Source organism: Ramlibacter sp. (assembly GCF_035554825.1).
Taxonomy (GTDB): domain Bacteria; phylum Pseudomonadota; class Gammaproteobacteria; order Burkholderiales; family Burkholderiaceae_C; genus Ramlibacter.
On the sequence record NZ_DATMHS010000045.1, the window covers coordinates 18,906 to 38,772 of the forward strand.

General features: G+C 67.9%; 19 protein-coding genes and 1 pseudogene. 2 read left to right on the forward strand and 18 right to left on the reverse strand.

The genetic code is table 11. The features are described 5' to 3' along the window. Positions 1-26: 26 nt before the first annotated feature. The 18 genes from trpA to VNT59_RS05085 all read right to left on the reverse strand — a co-directional run bounded on the left by trpA (position 27) and on the right by VNT59_RS05085 (position 18,526). Positions 27-836 carry a tryptophan synthase subunit alpha gene (trpA, locus tag VNT59_RS05000; RefSeq protein ID WP_325497220.1) on the reverse strand — a complete coding sequence of 270 codons (810 nt, stop codon included), beginning with the start codon at positions 834-836 and terminating at the stop codon, positions 27-29. Beyond that, positions 833-2,089 carry a tryptophan synthase subunit beta gene (trpB, locus tag VNT59_RS05005; RefSeq protein ID WP_325497221.1) on the reverse strand — a complete coding sequence of 419 codons (1,257 nt, stop codon included), beginning with the start codon at positions 2,087-2,089 and terminating at the stop codon, positions 833-835. The genes trpA and trpB overlap by 4 nt, the downstream gene beginning before the upstream one ends. A gap of 4 nt (positions 2,090-2,093) precedes the next feature. Next, positions 2,094-2,792, reverse strand: a complete 699-nt coding sequence (locus tag VNT59_RS05010; protein WP_325497222.1) for a phosphoribosylanthranilate isomerase — start codon at positions 2,790-2,792, stop codon at positions 2,094-2,096. Beyond that, positions 2,789-3,571: a tRNA pseudouridine(38-40) synthase TruA gene (gene truA, locus VNT59_RS05015; protein ID WP_325497223.1), complete on the reverse strand. Its 783-nt coding sequence runs from the start codon at positions 3,569-3,571 to the stop codon at positions 2,789-2,791. The genes VNT59_RS05010 and truA overlap by 4 nt, the downstream gene beginning before the upstream one ends. Before the next feature lie 32 nt (positions 3,572-3,603). Beyond that, positions 3,604-6,384, reverse strand: coding sequence for a FimV/HubP family polar landmark protein (locus VNT59_RS05020; protein ID WP_414708342.1), 2,781 nt, complete (start codon positions 6,382-6,384; stop codon positions 3,604-3,606). A 192-nt stretch (positions 6,385-6,576) separates the two neighbouring features. Further along, positions 6,577-7,725 (reverse strand): aspartate-semialdehyde dehydrogenase, encoded by a 1,149-nt coding sequence (gene asd / locus VNT59_RS05025; protein WP_325497225.1) that lies wholly within the window; start codon positions 7,723-7,725, stop codon positions 6,577-6,579. Between the two features lie 90 nt (positions 7,726-7,815). Next, entirely contained in the window at positions 7,816-8,904 is a 1,089-nt protein-coding gene (gene leuB, locus VNT59_RS05030) for a 3-isopropylmalate dehydrogenase (protein ID WP_325497226.1), read from the reverse strand. 166 nt (positions 8,905-9,070) lie between these two features. Next, positions 9,071-9,715: a 3-isopropylmalate dehydratase small subunit gene (gene leuD, locus VNT59_RS05035; protein ID WP_325497227.1), complete on the reverse strand. Its 645-nt coding sequence runs from the start codon at positions 9,713-9,715 to the stop codon at positions 9,071-9,073. A 24-nt stretch (positions 9,716-9,739) separates the two neighbouring features. After that, on the reverse strand, positions 9,740-9,871 hold the full coding sequence (locus VNT59_RS05040; protein ID WP_325497228.1) for an entericidin A/B family lipoprotein: 132 nt from the start codon (positions 9,869-9,871) through the stop codon (positions 9,740-9,742). 14 nt (positions 9,872-9,885) lie between these two features. Further along, the gene (gene leuC, locus VNT59_RS05045) at positions 9,886-11,307 is read right to left on the reverse strand and encodes a 3-isopropylmalate dehydratase large subunit (protein WP_325497229.1); all 1,422 of its coding nucleotides are present in this window, start codon (positions 11,305-11,307) and stop codon (positions 9,886-9,888) included. Positions 11,308-11,329: 22 nt separating this feature from the next. Continuing rightward, positions 11,330-12,331, reverse strand: a complete 1,002-nt coding sequence (locus VNT59_RS05050; protein ID WP_325497230.1) for a LysR substrate-binding domain-containing protein — start codon at positions 12,329-12,331, stop codon at positions 11,330-11,332. Positions 12,332-12,506: 175 nt separating this feature from the next. Next, on the reverse strand, positions 12,507-13,817 hold the full coding sequence (gene gltA, locus VNT59_RS05055; RefSeq protein WP_325497231.1) for a citrate synthase: 1,311 nt from the start codon (positions 13,815-13,817) through the stop codon (positions 12,507-12,509). A gap of 9 nt (positions 13,818-13,826) precedes the next feature. Next, positions 13,827-14,180 (reverse strand): succinate dehydrogenase assembly factor 2, encoded by a 354-nt coding sequence (locus tag VNT59_RS05060; protein ID WP_325497232.1) that lies wholly within the window; start codon positions 14,178-14,180, stop codon positions 13,827-13,829. A 23-nt stretch (positions 14,181-14,203) separates the two neighbouring features. Then, entirely contained in the window at positions 14,204-14,908 is a 705-nt protein-coding gene (locus tag VNT59_RS05065; RefSeq protein WP_325497233.1) for a succinate dehydrogenase iron-sulfur subunit, read from the reverse strand. Between the two features lie 34 nt (positions 14,909-14,942). After that, a complete protein-coding gene (gene sdhA, locus VNT59_RS05070) occupies positions 14,943-16,751 on the reverse strand; it encodes a succinate dehydrogenase flavoprotein subunit (protein ID WP_325497234.1) in 1,809 nt (602 codons plus the stop codon). Positions 16,752-16,756: 5 nt separating this feature from the next. Next, the gene (sdhD, locus tag VNT59_RS05075; RefSeq protein ID WP_325497235.1) at positions 16,757-17,122 is read right to left on the reverse strand and encodes a succinate dehydrogenase, hydrophobic membrane anchor protein; all 366 of its coding nucleotides are present in this window, start codon (positions 17,120-17,122) and stop codon (positions 16,757-16,759) included. 19 nt (positions 17,123-17,141) lie between these two features. After that, on the reverse strand, positions 17,142-17,576 hold the full coding sequence (sdhC, locus tag VNT59_RS05080) for a succinate dehydrogenase, cytochrome b556 subunit (protein WP_325497236.1): 435 nt from the start codon (positions 17,574-17,576) through the stop codon (positions 17,142-17,144). 158 nt (positions 17,577-17,734) lie between these two features. Then, on the reverse strand, positions 17,735-18,526 hold the full coding sequence (locus VNT59_RS05085) for a GntR family transcriptional regulator (protein ID WP_325497237.1): 792 nt from the start codon (positions 18,524-18,526) through the stop codon (positions 17,735-17,737). A 215-nt stretch (positions 18,527-18,741) separates the two neighbouring features. On the opposite strand from VNT59_RS05085, the gene VNT59_RS05090 reads away from it, so the two are divergent. Together VNT59_RS05090 and VNT59_RS05095 are read left to right on the forward strand one after the other, a co-directional pair. Continuing rightward, positions 18,742-19,728 carry a malate dehydrogenase gene (locus tag VNT59_RS05090; protein WP_325497238.1) on the forward strand — a complete coding sequence of 329 codons (987 nt, stop codon included), beginning with the start codon at positions 18,742-18,744 and terminating at the stop codon, positions 19,726-19,728. 4 nt (positions 19,729-19,732) lie between these two features. After that, positions 19,733-19,867 (forward strand): annotated as a pseudogene (locus VNT59_RS05095) (CoA ester lyase); the annotation flags it as partial.

A 19,867-nucleotide genomic window follows, 5' to 3' on the forward strand; every position in this document is an offset into this window, starting at 1 on the left:
TTTCTTTCCTCAACCAGAAGGATGGATTATGCGTCCAGGGCGGACCGGATTCCGCGCAGGAACTCGGCCACGGCAGCCAGCGCGCGCTCGCGCGGCTGGTCCGTGAGCAGCTGGATGATCCGGGTGCCGATCACCACGGCATCGGCCACCTTGCCGATCGCCTGCGCCGTGGCGGCATCGCGGATGCCGAAGCCGACGCCAACCGGAACGGCCACGTGCCGGCGGATCCGGGGCAGCATCTGCTCCACCGCGGCGGTATCGAGATGGCCGGCGCCGGTCACGCCCTTGAGCGACACGTAGTACACGTAGCCGCTGGCGACGCGCGCGACCTGGCGCATGCGTTCGTCGGTGCTGGTGGGCGCGAGCAGGAAGATCAGGTCCAGGCCGGCCGCCTTGAGCCTGGCCGCGAACTCTTCGCATTCCTCCGGCGGATAGTCGACGATCAGGATGCCGTCGACGCCGCTGGCGGCGGCGTCGCGCACGAACGCGTCGCGGCCATGCATCAAGTCGTAGCGCTCGACCGGATTCGCGTATCCCATCAGCACCACCGGCGTCCGATCGTCGCGCTCGCGGAACTCGCGCACCATCGCCAGCACCTGCTTCATGCCGACCCCGGCCGCGAGCGCCTGCTCGCCCGCCTGCTGGATCACCGGCCCGTCGGCCATCGGGTCGGAGAAGGGGACGCCGAGTTCGATGACGTCGGCGCCCGCGCCGGCCATGGCGTGCATCAGGGCAGGGGTGATGTCGGCAAAAGGAAAGCCGGCGGTGACATAGGGAATGAGCGCCTTGCGCCCTTGCGCCTGGAGTGCGGCGAAGGTCTGCGCGATCCGGCTCATGAACCGGCCTTCCCGGCGCCCTTGACCTGCAGCCCGCGCATCGAGGGCCGGTCGTAGAAATCGACGCCGGCCAGGTCGGCGACGGTGCCGATGTCCTTGTCGCCGCGGCCGGACAGGTTCACCAGGATCGATTGCTCCGGCTTCATGGTGCGCGCCAGCTTCATCGCGTAGGCGATGGCATGGCTCGACTCGAGCGCCGGGATGATGCCTTCGGTGCGGCACAGGTAGTGGAAGGCGTCCAGGGCTTCCCGGTCGGTGACGCCGACGTATTCGGCCCGTCCGCTGTCCTTGAGCCAGGCATGTTCCGGCCCCACGCCGGGGTAATCGAGGCCGGCGCTCACGCTGTGCGTTTCGGTGATCTGGCCGTGCTCGTCCTGCAGGATGTAGGTGCGGTTGCCGTGCAGCACGCCCGGCGAGCCGCGCTGCAGCGACGCCGAATGCTTGCCGCTGTCGAGGCCCTCGCCGGCGGCTTCGACGCCAATCAGCTGCGTGTGCTCGTACGGGATGTACGGATGGAAGATGCCCATCGCGTTGCTGCCGCCGCCGACGCAAGCGACCACCACGTCGGGCTGGCCGCCGGTCATCTCCGGCATCTGCGTCAGGCATTCCTCGCCGATGACGCTCTGGAAATCGCGCACCATCATCGGATAGGGGTGCGGACCGGCCACCGTGCCGATGATGTAGAAGGTGTTCTCGACGTTGGTGACCCAGTCGCGCATCGCTTCGTTGAGGGCGTCCTTGAGCGTCTTGCTGCCCGATTCCACCGGCACCACGGTCGCACCGAGCAGGTTCATGCGGTAGACGTTGGGACTCTGGCGTTTCACGTCCGCGCTGCCCATGTAGACCACGCATTCCATGCCGTAGCGCGCGCAGATCGTGGCCGTGGCGACGCCGTGCTGGCCGGCCCCGGTTTCGGCGATCACCCGCGGCTTGCCCATGCGCCTGGCGAGCAGCGCCTGCCCGATCACGTTGTTGATCTTGTGGGCGCCGGTGTGATTGAGGTCCTCGCGCTTGAGATAGATCTGCGCGCCGCCCTGCTCGCGGCTCATGCGGGCGGCGTGATAGATCGGCGACGGACGGCCGACGAAGTGCTTCAGCTCGTAGCGGAATTCCGCCAGGAACTCGGGGTCGTGCTGGTACTTCGCATAGGCGTCGCGCAGCTCGTTGATGGCGTGGGTCAGCGTCTCGCTGACGAAGCTGCCGCCGTAGATGCCGAAATGGCCGCTGGCGTCAGGTTGCTGGTAGGAAGGCATGGGATCACTGGGCGAGGAGCGCGTCGGCGGCGCGCACGGCCGCGACGAACTGGTGGATCTTGACCGGGTCCTTGCGGCCGGGCTGGCCGTCAAGCTCGACCCCGGAGCTCACGTCAACGGCCAGCGTCCTGCAACGCGGCCGCACCTGCGCCATGCCATCGCCCACGTTTGCAGGCGTCAACCCACCAGACAAGACGAGGTGAGCGGGAACGCTTGGAGGAAGAAGTGACCAATTGAAGGGCTTGCCGCCACCACCATAGCCTTCGACGTGCGCGTCGAGGAGGATGGCCTGCGCCTGCGGATAGTTGCCGGCAAATTCTAGCAAGTCGAAGCCATCGGCGTCGCCGAGCGGAATACGGGCCGCCCGCAGGAAGGGGCGGGCGCCGCCGCCGGTCGCGGCCAGGCAGTCCGCGGGAGTCTCGTCCCCGTGGAACTGCAGGCAGGCGTTGCGCACCAGCTCGCACGCGGCCAGCACCTTGGCCGGGTCCTCGTTGACGAACAGCAGGACCGGCGTCACAAAGGGCGGCAACCGCCGCGCCAGCTCGGCGGCGCGTTGCGGCGCCACGAAGCGCTTGCTCTTCGGGTACAGGACCAGGCCGATCGCGTCGACGCCGGCCGCGACGGCCGCATCCACGTCCTGCTCGCGCGTCAGGCCGCAGATCTTGATCCGGGTGCGAGGGCCGGGCGGGCTGGCAGGGGTCATGGAATCCAATCATACGCAGGGGTGCGGCTGGGCAGGTTCCATTCCGGCGGATAGACCGGGCCGAGGAAATACAGACCGTCCGGCGCGAAGGTCGGGGCGGCGGCGTCGCGGCTGCGCGCCGCGATCACTTCGCCGATCCAGCCCGGCGGATGCAGTCCCTGGCCGACGGCGACCAGGCAGCCCATGATGTTGCGGATCATGTGGTGCAGGAAGGCGTCGGCCTCGAAATCGATGCGCCAGTAGGCGCCGCGCTGGCTCACTTCGACCCGCCGCAACGTCTTGACGGGCGACCTGGCCTGGCACTCGGCGGCGCGGAACGAGGTGAAGTCGTGCTGGCCCAGCAGGAGGGCGGCGCCCTGGCGCACGGCCCGGCCGTCGAGCGGCCGGAACACCCAGCCGACGCGCCCCGCATCGACGCTGGGACGCACCGGCGATTCCCGCAGCAGATAGGCGTAGCGGCGGCCCACGGCGCTGGCCCGCGAGTGGAAGGCGTCCGGCACCGTCCGCGCCCACTCGACAGCAATGTCCGGCGGCAGGTAGCGGTTGGTGCCTCGCACCCACGAGAACTCCTCGCGCTGGACGTCGGTGTCGAAGTGAACCACCTGCATCAGGCCGTGCACGCCGGCGTCGGTGCGGCCGGCACAGACCGTCGCGACGGGGCGCGCCGCGAAGAGGGCAAGCGCCCGCTCGAGCTGGTCCTGCACGGTCTGGCCAGAGGGCTGGCTCTGCCAGCCTTGGTACGGCCGTCCGTCATAGCTGATGCCGAGGGCCAGCCTCATGGGGCTTTCGAGTGGCGCCGCTGGCGGCGCGGTCAGCCGATTTCCGCGAGGAACTTCCGGGCGCGGTTCTTGAGCTCGCCCGAAGCTTCGGCCAGCACTTCCTCGGCGAGGCTGCGGGCGCCGTCGGGGTCGCCGATCGCGTTGAACTCCTGAGCCAGCGCAAACTTGGTGGCCAAGGGGTCGGTGCTCGCGTCCTCCTCCAGGCCCTGGGTGCTCAGGACGTCGTCGGACGCCGTGGCGGGCGAGCCCTCGACTGTCGCCGGCGCAGCGCTGCTGTCCAGGTCCAGCGAGAGCGAGTCCAGGTCGAACTCGATCATCTTGTCGTTGGCCGCGCCGACGACCGGCGCCGCTGCGACGGGCGTTTCGGCCGTGGCCGCAGGCGCCGCGTCCAGGTCGAAGGTCAACCCCTGGTCCTCGGCAGCCGCCTCGGGCGCGGCGGCGCGCATCGGCAGCGGCGCGATGGCCGGCGCCTGTGCGGCCTGCAGCTCGTCGATTGGCGGCAGCTCGAATGCCAGCGGTGCTTCCGAATCCGGCTCCGCCGCCGTGTCCGGGCCCTCCGACGCGGCCCTGGCTTCGGCAGCGGCATCGGCCTGCGCCGCCTCGAATTCCAGGTCCATCCCCTGGGCCGGCTCGGGCGCGGCGTGGAGGTGCACGGCCGTGGACTGCGGTCCTGCCGGCGTTCCCTCCTCGCCCGACGAGAAGTCCAGGTCCAGGTCGAGGTCGGGCGAGGTCGTGGCAGGCGCATCGAGTGCGTTCAGCGCCGCGGCGGCGCCGGCGGTCCCGCCGACGCCGGCGAATGCGCTCGGCGTGCCGCCGGGCTTGTACAGCGGGTTGCTCGGATCCAGTTCGCGGCCGAGGTCGCAGATGTGTTCCCACTCGACGCCTTCGCCGCGTGTCAGGCTGTAGGCCTCGGTCGCGGTGACCTCGAACGCCTTGGCGTCGCGGCGCTTGGAATAGATTTCCAGCAGCTTGGCGTGGATCGCCACCCGCTGCGGTGTGATGCGCAGTGCTTCCTTGAGGATTTCCTCCGCCTGGAGGTCGCGGCCGTAGGCGAGGTAGACATCGGCTTCGGCGACCGGGTCCACGTCGCCGGCGGCATCGAGCTGGCTGGCCGAGTACACCATCGACGAGCCGGTGGCGCCGCCTTCGGCCGTGTCGATGCGCTGGCCACCGCTGCCGCCGAAGAACGAGTCGGGCTGCAGCCGGCTTTCCAGGAACGAGCTGTCGACCTGAGGCGACTTCTTGCGCTGCCGCAGCCGGTAGGCACCGAGCCCGAGCAGACCGGCCAGGGCGACGCCCCCCGCGGCGAGCATCAGCGGATTCTCGAGCAGGTCGTCCAGCAGGCTCGGCTCCTCCACCGGCAGCGGTGTCGGCTTCTTGGCGACCGTGGCGGGCTTCGCCGGCGTTGAAGCAGCGGCGTCCGGGCGAGCGGCCGACGCCGGCGCGGCAGCGAGGGAAGCGGATGCGGCGGCCGCCGGCGCGGATGCGGATGCAGCGGATGCCGCGGCAGGGGCCGAGGCCGCGGCCCCTGCGGCGCTGGCGGCCGCAGAGGTCGTCGTCGCCACGGGAATCTGGGGCGCCGCGGTGCCGGCGGCGGGACCGGAAGCGGCCGGCTTGACCGCGGCCGCGGACGTCGCGGTCGAACTCTGCAGCTTGTTGAGCTCGGCGATGTTCTTGTCCAGTTCGGCCAGACGGGTCGCGGCGTCCTGCGCCTGGCGCTCGGTGGCGATCCGGTCCTCGGCCGTCTTGCCCTGCATCGCGCCCTTGGACAGGGTCAGTTTGTCCGGCGTCGGCGCGGCGGCGGTCTTGTCCTGCACCTCGGCTTGCACCTTGCCCGAGGCTTGGCGCTCCGAGGGCGCCACCGGCGCTGCCTGCAGCCCTTCGGCCAGCCGGCGGCGGAATTCGTTGAAGTCGCGGCTTTGGGCGACGATGGTGCGGCTGGCCTCGGCGGCCGAAACCTGCGACGCCTGCTCCGCGGTCGGCACCTGGAGCACGGCGCCGGCGCGCAGCCGGTTGACGTTGCCGCCCACGAAGGCCTCGGGATTGGCCTGCAGCAGGGCCACCAGCATCTGGTCGAGCGAGACCGTCGGCGGCTTGTGGACCGCGGCGATCTTGCCGGCCGAGTCGCCGCGCTGCACCGTCACCTGCTCGGCTTGGGCTTCGGCGGGTCGGGCGCTCGCCGCAGCGGGCGTCGGTGCCGGCGCGCTGGCCGTGACCGGTGCGCGGGCGGCAGGCGTGGCCGGGGCCGGGCGGGCCGCCGCAGCGGGAGCGGCCGAAGGTGCGGCCGCCCGTGCGCCGGGCTGGGCGACGGGTGGCAGCGGGCTGGCTGGCGCTGCTGCCGCCTGCCGGGTCTGCGGCGGGTCGAACAGCATCGTGTAGTCGCGCACGATGCGGCCGGAGGCCCAGCGGGTCTCCAGGATGAGGTCGATGAACGGGTCGTTGACCGGCCGCGGGCTGGTCAACAACAGGAAGGGACGCCCGTTGGCCCGATGCTGCAGGACCACCTGCACGTTGGACAGCGCGGGACTGTATTCAAGTCCGGCGGCCCGGAAGGCGTCGGGCGCAGCGACGTTGGCCTTCAGGCTGGCAAGCTCCTCGGGGGTGATCTCGGCGATGTCGATTTCCGCGCGCAGCGGCTCGCCCAGGGCGGACTGGACGGTCACTCGGCCAAGTGCCAGGGCACCGGCGTCCAACGAAACGGTTCCGAGCAACGCGGCCGTCGCCACTGCGAGCGTGGTGGCTCGCCAGCTCGGTTTCGTGGTGGATGCGGGCGCCGCCACTGCCGCGTCTCCTTGGCATTTTCTTCTCATCATGCGAACAAACGCCTCGAGGCTTGATTTGCTAAAAGGACCATAACATCAACGCTTTAGAGTGACAAGCTGAGACACCTGTTAACTTCCGGCCCGGGCAGCCGCCGATGGTTACCGGCTTCGCCATGTGGTGATGAGACAACGGCCTGTAACCGGAGATTACAGGCCGTTGTCTGGCGGGAGCGGGGGCGATGCTCAGGCTTCGAGCAGCACGCGCAGCATGCGGCGCAGCGGCTCGGCGGCGCCCCACAGCAGTTGGTCGCCGATGGTGAACGCACCGACGTATTCCGGGCCCATTGCGAGCTTGCGAATGCGGCCGACCGGGATCGACAGCGTTCCGGTGACGGCCACCGGGGTCAGGTCCTTCAGGGTCGCCTCGCGCGTGTTCGGCACCACCTTCGCCCAGGCATTGTCGGCGGCGATCATCTGTTCGATGTCGGCGACCGGCACGTCCTTCTTCAGTTTGAAGGTGAGCGCCTGGCTGTGGCAGCGCATTGCGCCGACGCGCACGCAGAAGCCGTCGACCGGCGTGGCGGCGGAGCCGAAGCCCGGGCCCTGGCCGAGGATCTTGTTGGTCTCGGCGCCGCCCTTCCATTCCTCGCGCGAGACGCCGTTGCCCAGGTCCTTGTCGATCCACGGGATCAGCGAGCCGCCCAGCGGCACGCCGAAGTTGGTCATCTCTTCCGCGGTGAGTGCCTGCTGCTTGGCCAGCACCTTGCGGTCGATCTCGAGGATGGCGGACTTCGGATCGGCCAGCAGATCCTTCACCTCGGCGTTGAGCGTGCCGAACTGGGTCAGCAGTTCGCGCATGTGCTGCGCGCCGCCGCCCGATGCCGCCTGGTAGGTCATGGTGGTCATCCACTCGACCAGGCCGGCCTTGTACAGCGCGCCGACGCCCATCAGCATGCAGCTGACGGTGCAGTTGCCGCCGATCCAGTTGCGCCCGCCCTTGGCCAGCGAGTTCTTGATCACCGGCAGGTTGACCGGATCGAGGATGATCACGGCGTCATCCTTCATGCGCAGCGTGGAGGCAGCGTCGATCCAGTGGCCGTTCCAGCCGGCCGCGCGCAGCTTGGGGAACACCTCGGTGGTGTAGTCGCCGCCCTGGCAGGTGATGACGACGTCGCAGCGCTTGAGCGCCTCCATGTCGAAGGCGTCCTTCAGCTTGTTCTCGTTCTTCGCCTGGGCCGGGGCCGTGCCGCCCGCGTTGGAGGTCGAGAAGAAGACCGGTTCGATCAGGCCGAAGTCGCCTTCCGCCTGCATCCGGTCCATCAGGACCGAGCCGACCATGCCGCGCCAGCCGACCAGGCCGACCAGCGGTTGTTGTCCGTTCGTGAATTTCATGAGTCCCGCCTTGTCAAAAGTTGTGCATCAAACTTTTTGCCCTCCGGCTCGTCGGAGCCGGGGGAGGCGCGCAACGAACCGGAGCTGTGGTCAGCCCTTGGTTGTCTTCTTGGTGATGGCGGCGACGACGGCGTCGCCCATCTCGCGGGTGCCGACCCGTTTCGTGCCTTCGGAAGCGATGTCCGCCGTGCGCAGGCCGCGCGCGAGCACGTCCTTCACCGCGGATTCGATCCGGTCGGCGGCTTCGGGCTGTTCGAGCGAGAAACGGAGCATCATGGCGGCAGACAGTATTGTAGCCAATGGGTTGGCGATCCCCTTGCCGGCAATGTCCGGGGCGCTGCCATGGCTCGGCTCGTAGAGGCCTTGTTTGCGCTCGTTCAAACTCGCCGAGGGCAGCATGCCGATGGAACCGGTGAGCATCGCCGCTTCGTCCGACAGGATGTCGCCGAACATGTTGCCCGTCACCACCACGTCGAAACGCTTGGGCTCCTTCACCAGCTGCATGGCGGCGTTGTCGACGTACATGTGATCGAGCGCCACGTCCGGATACTGCTTGCCGACCTCCGTGACGACGTCCTTCCATAGCTGCGAGGTCTCGAGCACGTTGGCCTTGTCGACACTGGTCACGCGCTTGCCGCGCTTGCGGGCGGCCTGGAAGGCCACGTGCGCGATGCGCTCGATCTCCGGGCGCGAGTAGCGCATGGTGTCGAATGCTTCTTCGCTGCCGGGAAAATGCCCGTCGGGGGCGCTGCGGCGGCCGCGCGGCTGGCCGAAGTAGATGTCGCCCGTCAGCTCGCGGATGATCAGGATGTCCAGGCCGGCGATCAGTTCGGGCTTCAGGCTGGAGGCGCCGACCAGCTGCTCGTAGCAGATGGCCGGCCGGAAGTTGGCGAACAGCCCCAGGTTCTTGCGCAGCCCCAGCAGGGCCTGCTCGGGGCGCAGCGGCCGATCGAGCTTGTCGTACTTCCAGTCGCCGACGGCGCCGAACAGCACCGCGTCGGCTTCCTTGGCCAGCTTCAGTGTCGCCTCCGGCAGCGGATGGCCGTGGGCGTCGTAGGCGCAGCCGCCGACGAGGGCGCTGTCCATCTCGAACTTCAGGTCGAGGGCTTGCAGCACCTTGACGGCTTCTGCGGTGATTTCGGGGCCGATGCCGTCGCCGGCCAGGACTGCAATCTTCATGTGTGCTCTTTCGGGGGGGACAACCCAACAGCCGAACGCACAGGACGCAAAGGACACGCAGAAGACGCAGAAGAGGAGACGGGAAAGAACACTGACCTGGTCTCCTTCTGCGCTCTCTGCGAACTCTCTGCGCCCTCTGCGTTCGGCTGTTGGGTTGAGTTGGTACTTACAGCGTGTGCGCCAGCCAGGGTTTGGTCGCGAGGCGCTCGGCCTCGAAGGCGCGGATCGTGTCGGCCTGGCGCAGCGTCAGTCCGATGTCGTCGAAGCCATTGAGAAGGCAGTACTTGCGGAACGGCTGCACGTCGAACGCCATTTCGTCGCCCTGCGGCAGCACGACGACCTGGCGCTCGAGGTCCACTGTGAGCCGGTAGCCGGGGAAGGCAGCCACTTCGGTGAACAGCCGCTCCACCTGCGATTCGGTCAGGACCAGCGGCAGCAGGCCGTTCTTGAAGCAGTTGTTGAAGAAGATGTCGGCGAAGCTGGGCGCGATCACGCAGCGGAAGCCGTACTGGTCCAGCGCCCACGGCGCGTGCTCGCGCGAGGACCCGCAGCCGAAGTTCTTGCGCGCGAGCAGGATCGAGGCGCCCTGGTAGCGCGGCTGGTTCAGCACGAAATCCGGATTCGGCTTGCGCTGGGCCGGATCCTGGCCCGGCTCGCCCGGGTCCAGGTAGCGCCAGGCGTCGAACAGGTTGGGCCCGAAGCCGGTCTTGCGGATCGACTTGAGGAACTGCTTGGGAATGATCGCGTCGGTGTCGACGTTCTCGCGGTCCATCGGGGCGACGAGGCCCTGGTGCACGGTGAACTTCTGCATATGGTCCTCAGGCGGTTGTGCGCATCACTTCTTCTTCGCCGCGTTCTCGATGGCGGAGCCGGCCTTCTGGATGTCTTCCCCGGCGCCGCGGATGGTGCCGCAACCGGCCAGCAGCAGGGCGAACGAGAAGGCGAGCAGGGTGGCGATGGTTTTCATGGCAAGGATCCTCTTCAGGCGAATTGGCGGATGTCGACGAAATGCCCGTGCACCGCGGCGGCGGCGGCCATGGCCGGGCTGACCAGATGGGTGCGGCCGCCGGCACCCTGGCGCCCCTCGAAATTGCGGTTGCTGGTGGACGCGCAGCGCTCGCCGGGGTCGAGCCGGTCCGCGTTCATCGCCAGGCACATCGAGCAGCCCGGCTCGCGCCATTCGAATCCGGCGGCCCGGAAGATCTCGTGCAGGCCTTCGCGCTCGGCCTGTTCCTTCACCACGCCGGAGCCGGGCACCACCATCGCCAGCTTGACGTTCCTGGCGACCTTCTGGCCCAGTTTCTTCACCACGGCCGCCGCCTCGCGCATGTCCTCGATGCGGCTGTTGGTGCACGAGCCGATGAACACCTTGTCGACGTAGATGTCGGCCAGCGGCTTGCCGGGCTCCAGGCCCATGTAGGCCAGTGCGCGCTCGATTGCATCGCGCTTGCCGGGGTCCTTTTCCTTGTCCGGGTCCGGCACGCGCGCGTCGACCGGCAGCACCATCTCGGGCGAGGTGCCCCAGGTGACCTGCGGCACGATCTGCGTGGCGTCGAGTTCGACGACCGCGTCGAACTTGGCGTCGGGATCGGAATGCAGCGTGCGCCAGTAGGCCACCGCCTGCGCCCACTCGACGCCGGTCGGCGCGAGCGGCCGGCCCTTGACGTACTCGATGGTCTTGTCGTCCACGGCCACCAGTCCGGCACGGGCGCCGGCCTCGATCGCCATGTTGCAGACCGTCATGCGGCCTTCCATGGAAAGGCTGCGGATCGCCGAGCCGGCGAACTCGATCGTGTAGCCGGTGCCGCCGGCGGTGCCGATCCGGCCGATGACGGCCAGCACGATGTCCTTGGCCGTCACGCCGCGGCCGGCCTGGCCTTCGACCTTCACCAGCATGTTCTTCATCTTCTTGGCCAGCAGCGTCTGGGTGGCCATCACGTGCTCCACCTCGCTGGTGCCGATGCCGTGCGCCAGCGCGCCGAAAGCGCCGTGGGTGGAGGTGTGCGAGTCGCCGCAGACCACCGTCATGCCGGGCAGGGTGGCGCCCTGCTCGGGGCCGATCACGTGCACGATGCCCTGGCGCTTGGACAGGAACGGGAAGTAGGCCGCGGCGCCGAACTCGGCCAGGTTCTTGTCCAGCGTCGTCACCTGCTCCTTGCTGATCGGGTCGGTGATGCCGTCATAGCCCAGTTCCCAGCCGGTGGTCGGCGTGTTGTGGTCCGCCGTCGCGACGATCGAGCTCACGCGCCACACCTTGCGGCCGGCCTGCCGGATGCCTTCGAACGCCTGCGGGCTGGTCACTTCGTGCACCAGGTGGCGATCGATGTAGAGGATGGCCGTGCCGTCCTCCTCGGTGTGGACGACGTGCTCGTCCCAGATCTTGTCGTAGAGGGTGCGTCCCATGGTGCTTCCTGTTGCGCGAATTTTATTCGGTGGTCGAAGAATGGTTGCCGTCGCCGTCGCCGTCGCCGTCGCCGTCGCCGTCGCCGTCGCCGTCGCCGTCGCCGTCGCCGGCGGCCAGGTGCTGCGCCAGCAGGCGGCTGGTCACCGGCAGCGTGGAGAAGTCGCGGGCGACGAGATCGATGCGGCGCTCGGCCCAGTCGTCGGTCAGGCGCAGGCAGGCCAGTTCGCCCACCCCGTGCATCAGCTCGAACGCGCGGCGCGGCATCACGCCGACGCCGAGCCCGTTGTGGATCATGCGGCACATCGCGTCCAGCCCGGTCACGTGGATGCGCAGCCGCAGCGCCCGGCCGCGGGCGGCCGCGGCGTCGCGCATCGCCAGCCGGATCGAGCTGTTCGCATGCAGGCCGACGTGGTCCTCGTCCAGGGTGTCCTCGAAGGCGATCTCGCCGCGGGCGGCGAGGGGGTGGGCGCGCGGCACGATCAGCACCAGCTGGTCGCGCCGGTAGGGGCGCATCTGCAGCGTGTGGCCGGGCATCAGCACCGCGGTGTTGCAGATGCCCAGGTCGGCGGCGCCTTCCTGCACCGCCCGCAGCACCTCGGTGGACAGGTGTTCCTCCAGGTCGATTTTCACCTGCGGATGCTCGCGGGCGAACCGGCCGAGGTCTTCCGGCAGGAACTGCACCACCGCCGAAATGCTGGCGTGCACGCGCACATGGCCGCGGATGCCGTTGGCGTATTCGCTGAGCTCGCCCTGCATCCGCTCCAGGCTGAACAGCACCGACCGCGCGTGGTGCAGCAGACTTTCGCCGGCCGGCGTCAAGTCGACGCCGCGCGTGTGGCGATACAGCAGGGTGGTGTCCAGCGTGCCCTCGAGGTCGGAGAGCCGCTTGCTGACCGCGGACGGCGCGATGTACTCCCGCTCCGCCGCCTTGCCGATGCTGCCCAGTTCGCACACGGCGACGAACAGCTGCAGCGACGTCAGGTCGATGCGGCGCGGAAAGCTGCGTTCGGAGGCGGGCTGCATGGCGGGAAGTCATCGCATCCGGCGATGGCGAGTGCGGATTCTCCCATGAGGGGATGCGGTTGGTCATCTCGGTGCGCGATGACCGCCCTGCCGGCCCGGCAATGAAAAAGCCCGCCGGAGCGGGCTTCGGTCCAGGCGGGTGCCGCGCCCGTCGTGGGCGCGGCCCGGCCGCCGGTCAGCGCTGCGAGATCGCCTTCACGTCGCGCTTGGTGGCGCCGGTGAACAGCTGGCGCGGCCGGCCGATCTTGTACTCGGGATCGCTGATCATCTCGTTGAGCTGGGCGATCCAGCCCACCGTGCGGGCCAGCGCGAAGATGGCGGTGAACAGCGACACCGGGATGCCGATCGCGCGCTGCACGATGCCGGAGTAGAAGTCCACGTTCGGGTACAGCTTGCGCGACACGAAGTATTCGTCTTCCAGGGCGATCTTCTCGAGCGCCATCGCCAGCTTGAACAGCGGGTCGTTGCCCAGGCCCAGCTCGCCCAGCACTTCCTTGCAGGTTTCCTGCATCAGCTTGGCGCGCGGGTCGTAGTTCTTGTACACGCGGTGGCCGAAGCCCATCAGCTTGACGCCGGAATTCTTGTCCTTGACCTGCTTGATGAACTCGCCGATCTTCTCGACGCCGCCCTGGGCCTGGATGTCGCCCAGCATGTTCAGGCAGGCCTCGTTGGCGCCGCCGTGCGCCGGACCCCACAGGCAGGCGACGCCGGCCGCGATCGCGGCGAACGGATTGGTGCCCGAGCTGCCGCACAGGCGGACCGTCGAGGTGGACGCGTTCTGCTCGTGGTCGGCGTGCAGGATGAAGATGCGGTCCATCGCCCGCACCAGCACGTCGTTGGGCTTGTAGTCCTCGCAGGGGGTCGCGAACATCATCCGCATGAAGTTCTCGGTGTACGAGAGATCGTTCTGCGGGTACATGTACGGCTGGCCCATCGAATACTTGTAGGCCATGGCGACCAGCGTCGGCATCTTCGCGATCAGGCGGATCGCGGCGATCTCGCGATGCTGGGGATTGTTGATGTCGGTGCTGTCGTGATAGAAGGCCGAAAGCGCGCCGACCAGCCCCGTCATCACGGCCATCGGGTGCGCGTCGCGGCGGAAGCCGCGCAGGAAGAACTGCATCTGCTCGTTGACCATCGTGTGCATGGTCACCGTGCGGTCGAACTTCTTCTTGCCTTCCGCGTCGGGCAGCTCGCCGTACAGCAGCAGGTAGCAGGTCTCCATGAAGTCGCACTTGGTGGCGAGCTGCTCGATCGGGTAGCCGCGATAGAGCAACTCGCCCTTGTCGCCGTCGATGTACGTGATCGCCGACTGGCAGGCGGCGGTCGACAGGAAGCCCGGGTCGTACGTGAACATCCCGGTCTGGGCATAGAGCTTGCGGATGTCGATGACATCCGGCCCCACGCTGCCGTGATACACGGGCAACTCGACAGCAGGACTGCCGTTGCTGAATGACAGGGTAGCTTTGTTGTCAGCGAGTTTCATATGGTCTTCCTAGAGTTTTCCTTGCACAACATCCGGCGATGCGCCTCGAGTGCGCAGCATCTCCAGCACTTGTATCACTTCGCTTGTATTTATGTCGCCCTGCGGCGCCCGCCGCTTCAGCAGCAGGTCCAGCAGGTCGTTGTCGCCCAGTTCCATCAGCCGGCCCAGCGCCTGCGCCTGGCGCAGGGTCAGCGCGGACTCGAAGCGCTCGAAGAAACGCTCGAGGAAGATGTCATTCTCGAGCAGGCCGCGGCGGCAGCGCCACTTGAGCTTGCTCAGCTCTCCCGCAGTGATGAGTCGGTCCGGCTCGGGCGCGGCGCCGGCGTGGCAGGCGTCTGCGGCAGGGGGGGGCCGGTCACTCATCGTCGTTGCTTCCAGTGCAGCGGTCAGACCGCGCGGCGAACCATCAATTCCCGGATCTTGCCGATCGCCATCGCGGGGCTCAGGCCCTTGGGACACACGTCGGTGCAGTTCATGATCGTGTGGCAGCGGAACAGGCGGTATGGATCTTCCAGGTTGTCCAGCCGCTCGCTCGTCGCCTCGTCGCGGCTGTCCGCGATGAATCGATAAGCCTGCAGCAGGCCGGCCGGCCCGACGAACTTGTCCGGATTCCACCAGAAGCTCGGGCATGCCGTCGAACAGCTGGCACACAGGATGCATTCGTAGAGTCCGTTGAGCTCCTCGCGCTCTTCGGGCGACTGTAGCCGCTCCTTCTCGGGCGGCACATTGTCATTGATCAAATAAGGCTTGATCGAGTGGTACTGCTTGAAGAACTGGGTCATGTCCACGATCAGGTCGCGGATCACGGGCAGCCCGGGCAGCGGCTTGAGCACGATCGGGTCCTTGAGCGTGCGCATGTTGGTCAGGCACGCCAGCCCGTTCTTGCCGTTGATGTTCATCGCGTCCGAGCCGCAGACGCCTTCCCGGCAGGAACGGCGGAACGACAGCGAGGGGTCCTGGGCCTTGAGCTTCATCAGGGCGTCCAGCAGCATCCGTTCATTGCCTTCGAGCTCGATCTCGATGGTCTGCATGTACGGCTTGGCGTCCTTATCGGGGTCGTAGCGGTAGATCTGGAAAGTGCGCTTTTGCATGGTGAGAATCTGTGAGGGTTCGGACGCCGGGCTGTCAGAAGGTGCGGACCTTGGGCGGCACCGAATCCGCCGTGAGCGGCTTCAGCTGCACCGGCTTGTACGACAGCCGGTTGCCTTCCTTGTGCCACAGCGTGTGCTTCAGCCAGTTCGCGTCGTCGCGGCCGAGCGGCGCGACCGGGTCGTCGGCCGGGCGCTCGTAGTCGCTGACGGTGTGGGCGCCGCGGCACTCCTTGCGGGCGGCGGCCGACACGATCGTCGCCTGGGCGCATTCGATCAGGTTTTCCACTTCCAGCGCCTCGATCCGCGCCGTGTTGAAGACGCGCGAGGTGTCCTTCAGGCCGACGGCGGCCACCCGTTCCCGGATCGCCGCGATCTGGCGCACGCCTTCGTCCATCATCGCCTGGGTGCGGAACACGCCGGCGTGCTTTTGCATCGTCGCGCGGATGTCGTTGGCGACGTCCTGCGCATATTCGCCGCTGCCGGCCGCTTCCAGCCGGTTCAGCCGTTCCAGCGTGGCGTCGGCGGCGTTGGCGGGCAGGGGCTTGTGCGAGCGGGCCTGGCTGGTGAACTCGACGATGTGGTTGCCGGCGGCCCGGCCGAACACCAGCAGGTCCAGCAGCGAGTTGGTGCCCAGGCGGTTGGCGCCGTGCACGCTCACGCAGGAGCATTCGCCCACCGCGTACAGGCCGTTGACCACCGCATTCGGGCTGTCGCCCTTGGGCACCACCACCTGGCCGTGGATGTTGGTCGGGATGCCGCCCATCTGGTAGTGGATGGTCGGCACCACCGGAATCGGCTCGCGGGTGATGTCGACGTTGGCGAAGTTGACGCCGATCTCGTACACCGAGGGCAGGCGCTTGTGGATGGTGTCGGCGCCCAGATGGTCGAGCTTGAGCAGCACGTAGTCCTTGTTCGGACCGCAGCCGCGCCCTTCCTTGATCTCCTGGTCCATCGACCGGGAGACGAAGTCGCGCGGCGCCAGGTCCTTCAGGGTCGGGGCGTAGCGCTCCATGAAGCGCTCGCCGTTGCTGTTGAGCAGGATCGCGCCTTCGCCGCGGCAGCCTTCGGTCAGCAGCACGCCCGCGCCGGCCACGCCGGTCGGGTGGAACTGCCAGAACTCCATGTCTTCCAGCGGAATGCCGGCGCGCGCCGCCATGCCCAGGCCGTCGCCGGTGTTGATGAAGGCATTGGTGGAGGCGGCAAAGATGCGGCCCGCGCCGCCGGTGGCCAGCAGCGTGGTCTTGGCCTCCAGGATGTGCAGGTCGCCGGTTTCCATTTCCAGCGCGGTCACCCCGACCACGTCGCCCTCGGCGTCGCGGATCAGGTCCAGCGCCATCCATTCGACGAAGAAGCTGGTCTTGGCCTGCACGTTCTGCTGGTACAGCGTGTGCAGCATCGCGTGGCCGGTGCGGTCGGCCGCCGCGCAGGCGCGCTGCACCGGCTTCTCGCCGTAGTTGGCGGTGTGGCCGCCGAAGGGGCGCTGGTAGATCGTGCCGTCGGGGTTGCGGTCGAACGGCATGCCCATGTGCTCCAGGTCGTAGACGACCTTGGGCGCCTCGCGGCACATGTACTCGATCGCATCCTGGTCGCCGAGCCAGTCGGAGCCCTTGATCGTGTCGTAGAAGTGATAGTGCCAGTTGTCCTCGCTCATGTTGCCGAGCGAGGCGCCGATGCCGCCTTGCGCGGCGACCGTGTGCGATCGGGTCGGGAACACCTTCGAAAGCACCGCCACGTTGAGGCCGGCGCGCGCCAGCTGCAGCGAGGCACGCATGCCGGACCCGCCGGCCCCGACGATGACGACGTCGAACTTGCGACGCGCGATGTTGTTGGAGGTATAGGTCATCGGGTTCAGAGTCTCCAGAGCACTTGAATCGCCCAGCCGGCACAGCCGACGAGCCACACGATCGTGAAGACCTGCAGCGACAGGCGCAGCCACACGGCCTTGACGTAGTCCATCCACACGTCCCGCATGCCGACCCAGACGTGCCAGAGCAGGGACGCGATCACGGTGAAGGTCAGGACCTTCATCCACTGCGACGCGAAGATGCCGGCCCAGCGGTCGTAGCCGACCGGCCCGCGCGAAAAGACCACCTGCGCGATCACCAGCAGCGTGAACAGCGCCATCAGGACGGCCGTCACGCGCTGCACCAGCCAGTCGCGCGCGCCGTAGTGGGCGCCGACGACCAGGCGCTTGGATCCGTAATTCACAGCCATTGTGTTGTTCCCCTCGAAATCAGTACAGACCGAACAGCTTGGCGCCCAGCAGCAGCGTCAGCACCAGGCTGACGGCGAGCACGCCGCGCGCCGACTTGTGGCCGAATTCCTTGTTCACCGAATGGTGGCTCACGTCGAGCCAGACGAAGCGCAGGCCGGCGAACAGGTGATGCAGGTAGGACCAGAGCAGGGCCAGCACGACCAGCTTGACCAGCACGCCGGGCACGAAGCCGATGCCGGTCTCGAAGGCCGCGCGGAAGCGCGCGAAGGACAGCTCGGAGGACACCGAGGTGTCGAACAGCCAGATGATGAAGGGCAGCAGGGCGAAGATCAGCACCCCGCTCACCCGATGCAGGATCGAGACGATCGCCGAGGGCGGCATTCGGTAGCTTGGCAGGTCCCGGAAGAAGTTGATGTTGCGGAATTCGGGGCGCTTCTTCGCGATCTCTGCCATGGCGGTCTCTTTCTGGATGGGGTCGCAGCACTCGGGGCTGCGCGATGCGTAACGCAAAATTCTATTGCAACGCAGCGTTCGTGCTCAGCCACACTACGGCGCGCAGGTGTTTGAGGCAGCTCACGCACGCTTTCGCGCTAGCGCCCGAAACGTTTGCGCTAGCTCAACTCGTTGCGATAGTGGTGGGTGTCGGTGCGGTACAGGCCGCGGCGCACTTCCATCGGCACGTCGTTGTAGGTGTACGCGACGCGCTCGACGCTCAGCAGCGGGCTGTGGCGCGGCACCTGCAGCAGTTCGGCCTGGCTCGGGTCGGCCGCGACGGCGCGGATCTTCTCCTCGGCGCGCACCATGCGCACCCCGAACTCGACTTCGAACATCGCGTAGGTGGGGCCGTGGTAGCCGGTCATCTGCTGCGCCGTCAGCCCCTTGAACGGCGCGCCGGGCAACCAGAGGTCCTCGAGGATGGTCGGCACGCCGCCGAACGAGAGCACCCGCCGCACCTGGATCACGGCGTCGCCGGCACGCAGGGCCAGCGAGCGCGCCACGTCGGCGGGCGCGCGCAGGCGCCGGCATTCGAGCACCTCGCGCTGCGGCTGGCCCTCGGCGGCGAGGTCGCCGGCATCGGGCATCAGCTTCAGGAAGCGGTAGCGGACCTGCTGTTCGGAATGGGTCGCGACGAAGGTCCCCTTGCCCTGGCGGCGCAGCAGCAGGTTCTCGGCGGCCAGTTCGTCCACCGCCTTGCGGACCGTGCCCTGGCTCACCCGGAAGCGCACCGCCAGGTCCATCTCGCTGGGGATCGCCTCGCCCGGCTTCCATTCGCCGGCCTGCAGGCTCTCCAGGATCAGCGCCTTGATCTGCTGGTACAGCGGGCTGAACGCCGGCGTGCCCGGCGTCGCGGGCTCGGCCGCGGCCGAGCCGGGCCCAGGCAGAGGAGGGGGCAGATGGGCCATCGGTTCCGTTCGTCAGTGCTGCGTGGCGGGGTCGGGGGCGAGTCCCGCCGCGCCATCGGGTCAAAACGCCATCTTAATCTTATATAAGATACAAGACAAATTGACCGGTCAGGGTTTGTACGGGTAAACTGACGGGCTCCCAGCGGGTTGTCGCCCAGAAGGCTTCGACCCCTTCGAGCGGACCAGTTCCCCCACTCTCGTTTTGGAGATTTCCCATGAGCAAGAAGCCTGTCCGAGTCGCCGTCACCGGCGCCGCCGGTCAAATCGGTTACGCCATCCTGTTCCGCATCGCCGCGGGCGAGATGCTGGGCAAGGACCAGCCGGTCATCCTGCAGCTGCTGGAGATTCCCGACGAAAAGGCGCAGAAGGCCCTCAAGGGCGTGATGATGGAACTGCAGGACTGCGCATTCCCGCTGCTGGCCGGCATGGAAGCCTATGCCGACCCGGTCGCCGCGTTCAAGGACGTCGATTACGCGCTGCTGGTGGGCGCCCGCCCGCGCGGGCCGGGCATGGAGCGGGCCGACCTGCTGGCCGCCAACGCCCAGATCTTCACGGCGCAAGGCAAGGCGCTCGACAAGTCGGCCAGCCGCAACGTGAAGGTGCTCGTCGTGGGCAACCCGGCCAACACCAATGCGTACATCGCCATGAAGAGCGCCCCGAGCCTGCCGCGCGAGAACTTCACCGCCATGCTGCGCCTGGACCACAACCGCGCGGCTTCGCAGATCGCGGCCAAGACCGGGGTGGCCGTCGGCGACATCGAGAAGCTGACGGTGTGGGGCAACCACTCGCCCAGCATGTACGCCGACTACCGTTTCGCCACCGCCAACGGCAAGGCGATCAAGGACATGATCAACGACCAGGAATGGAACGCCAACACCTTCCTGCCCACGGTCGGCAAGCGCGGCGCCGCCATCATCGAGGCGCGCGGCCTGTCGTCGGCGGCATCGGCCGCCAACGCCGCCATCGACCACATGCGCGACTGGGCGCTCGGCTCGAACGGCAAGTGGGTCACGATGGGCATCCCGTCGAACGGCGACTACGGCATCCCGAAGGACATCATGTTCGGGTTCCCGGTCACCACGGCCAACGGCAAGTACGAGGTCATCAAGGGCCTGGAGATCGACGCGTTCAGCCAGGAGCGCATCAACAAGACGCTGAAGGAGCTGCAGGAAGAGCAGGCCGGCGTCGCCCACCTGCTGTAACCGCCTGTCCGCAGTCGCAGTGCAGCATCCGCGGCAGTTCCTTCTCGGCGCGCAGGCCAGCACCGGCTTCCTGCCGGTGTGCGACCACTACAGCGGGGTCGAGGCGCGGATGCGCAAGAGCCTGCAGCTGCAGGCCGAG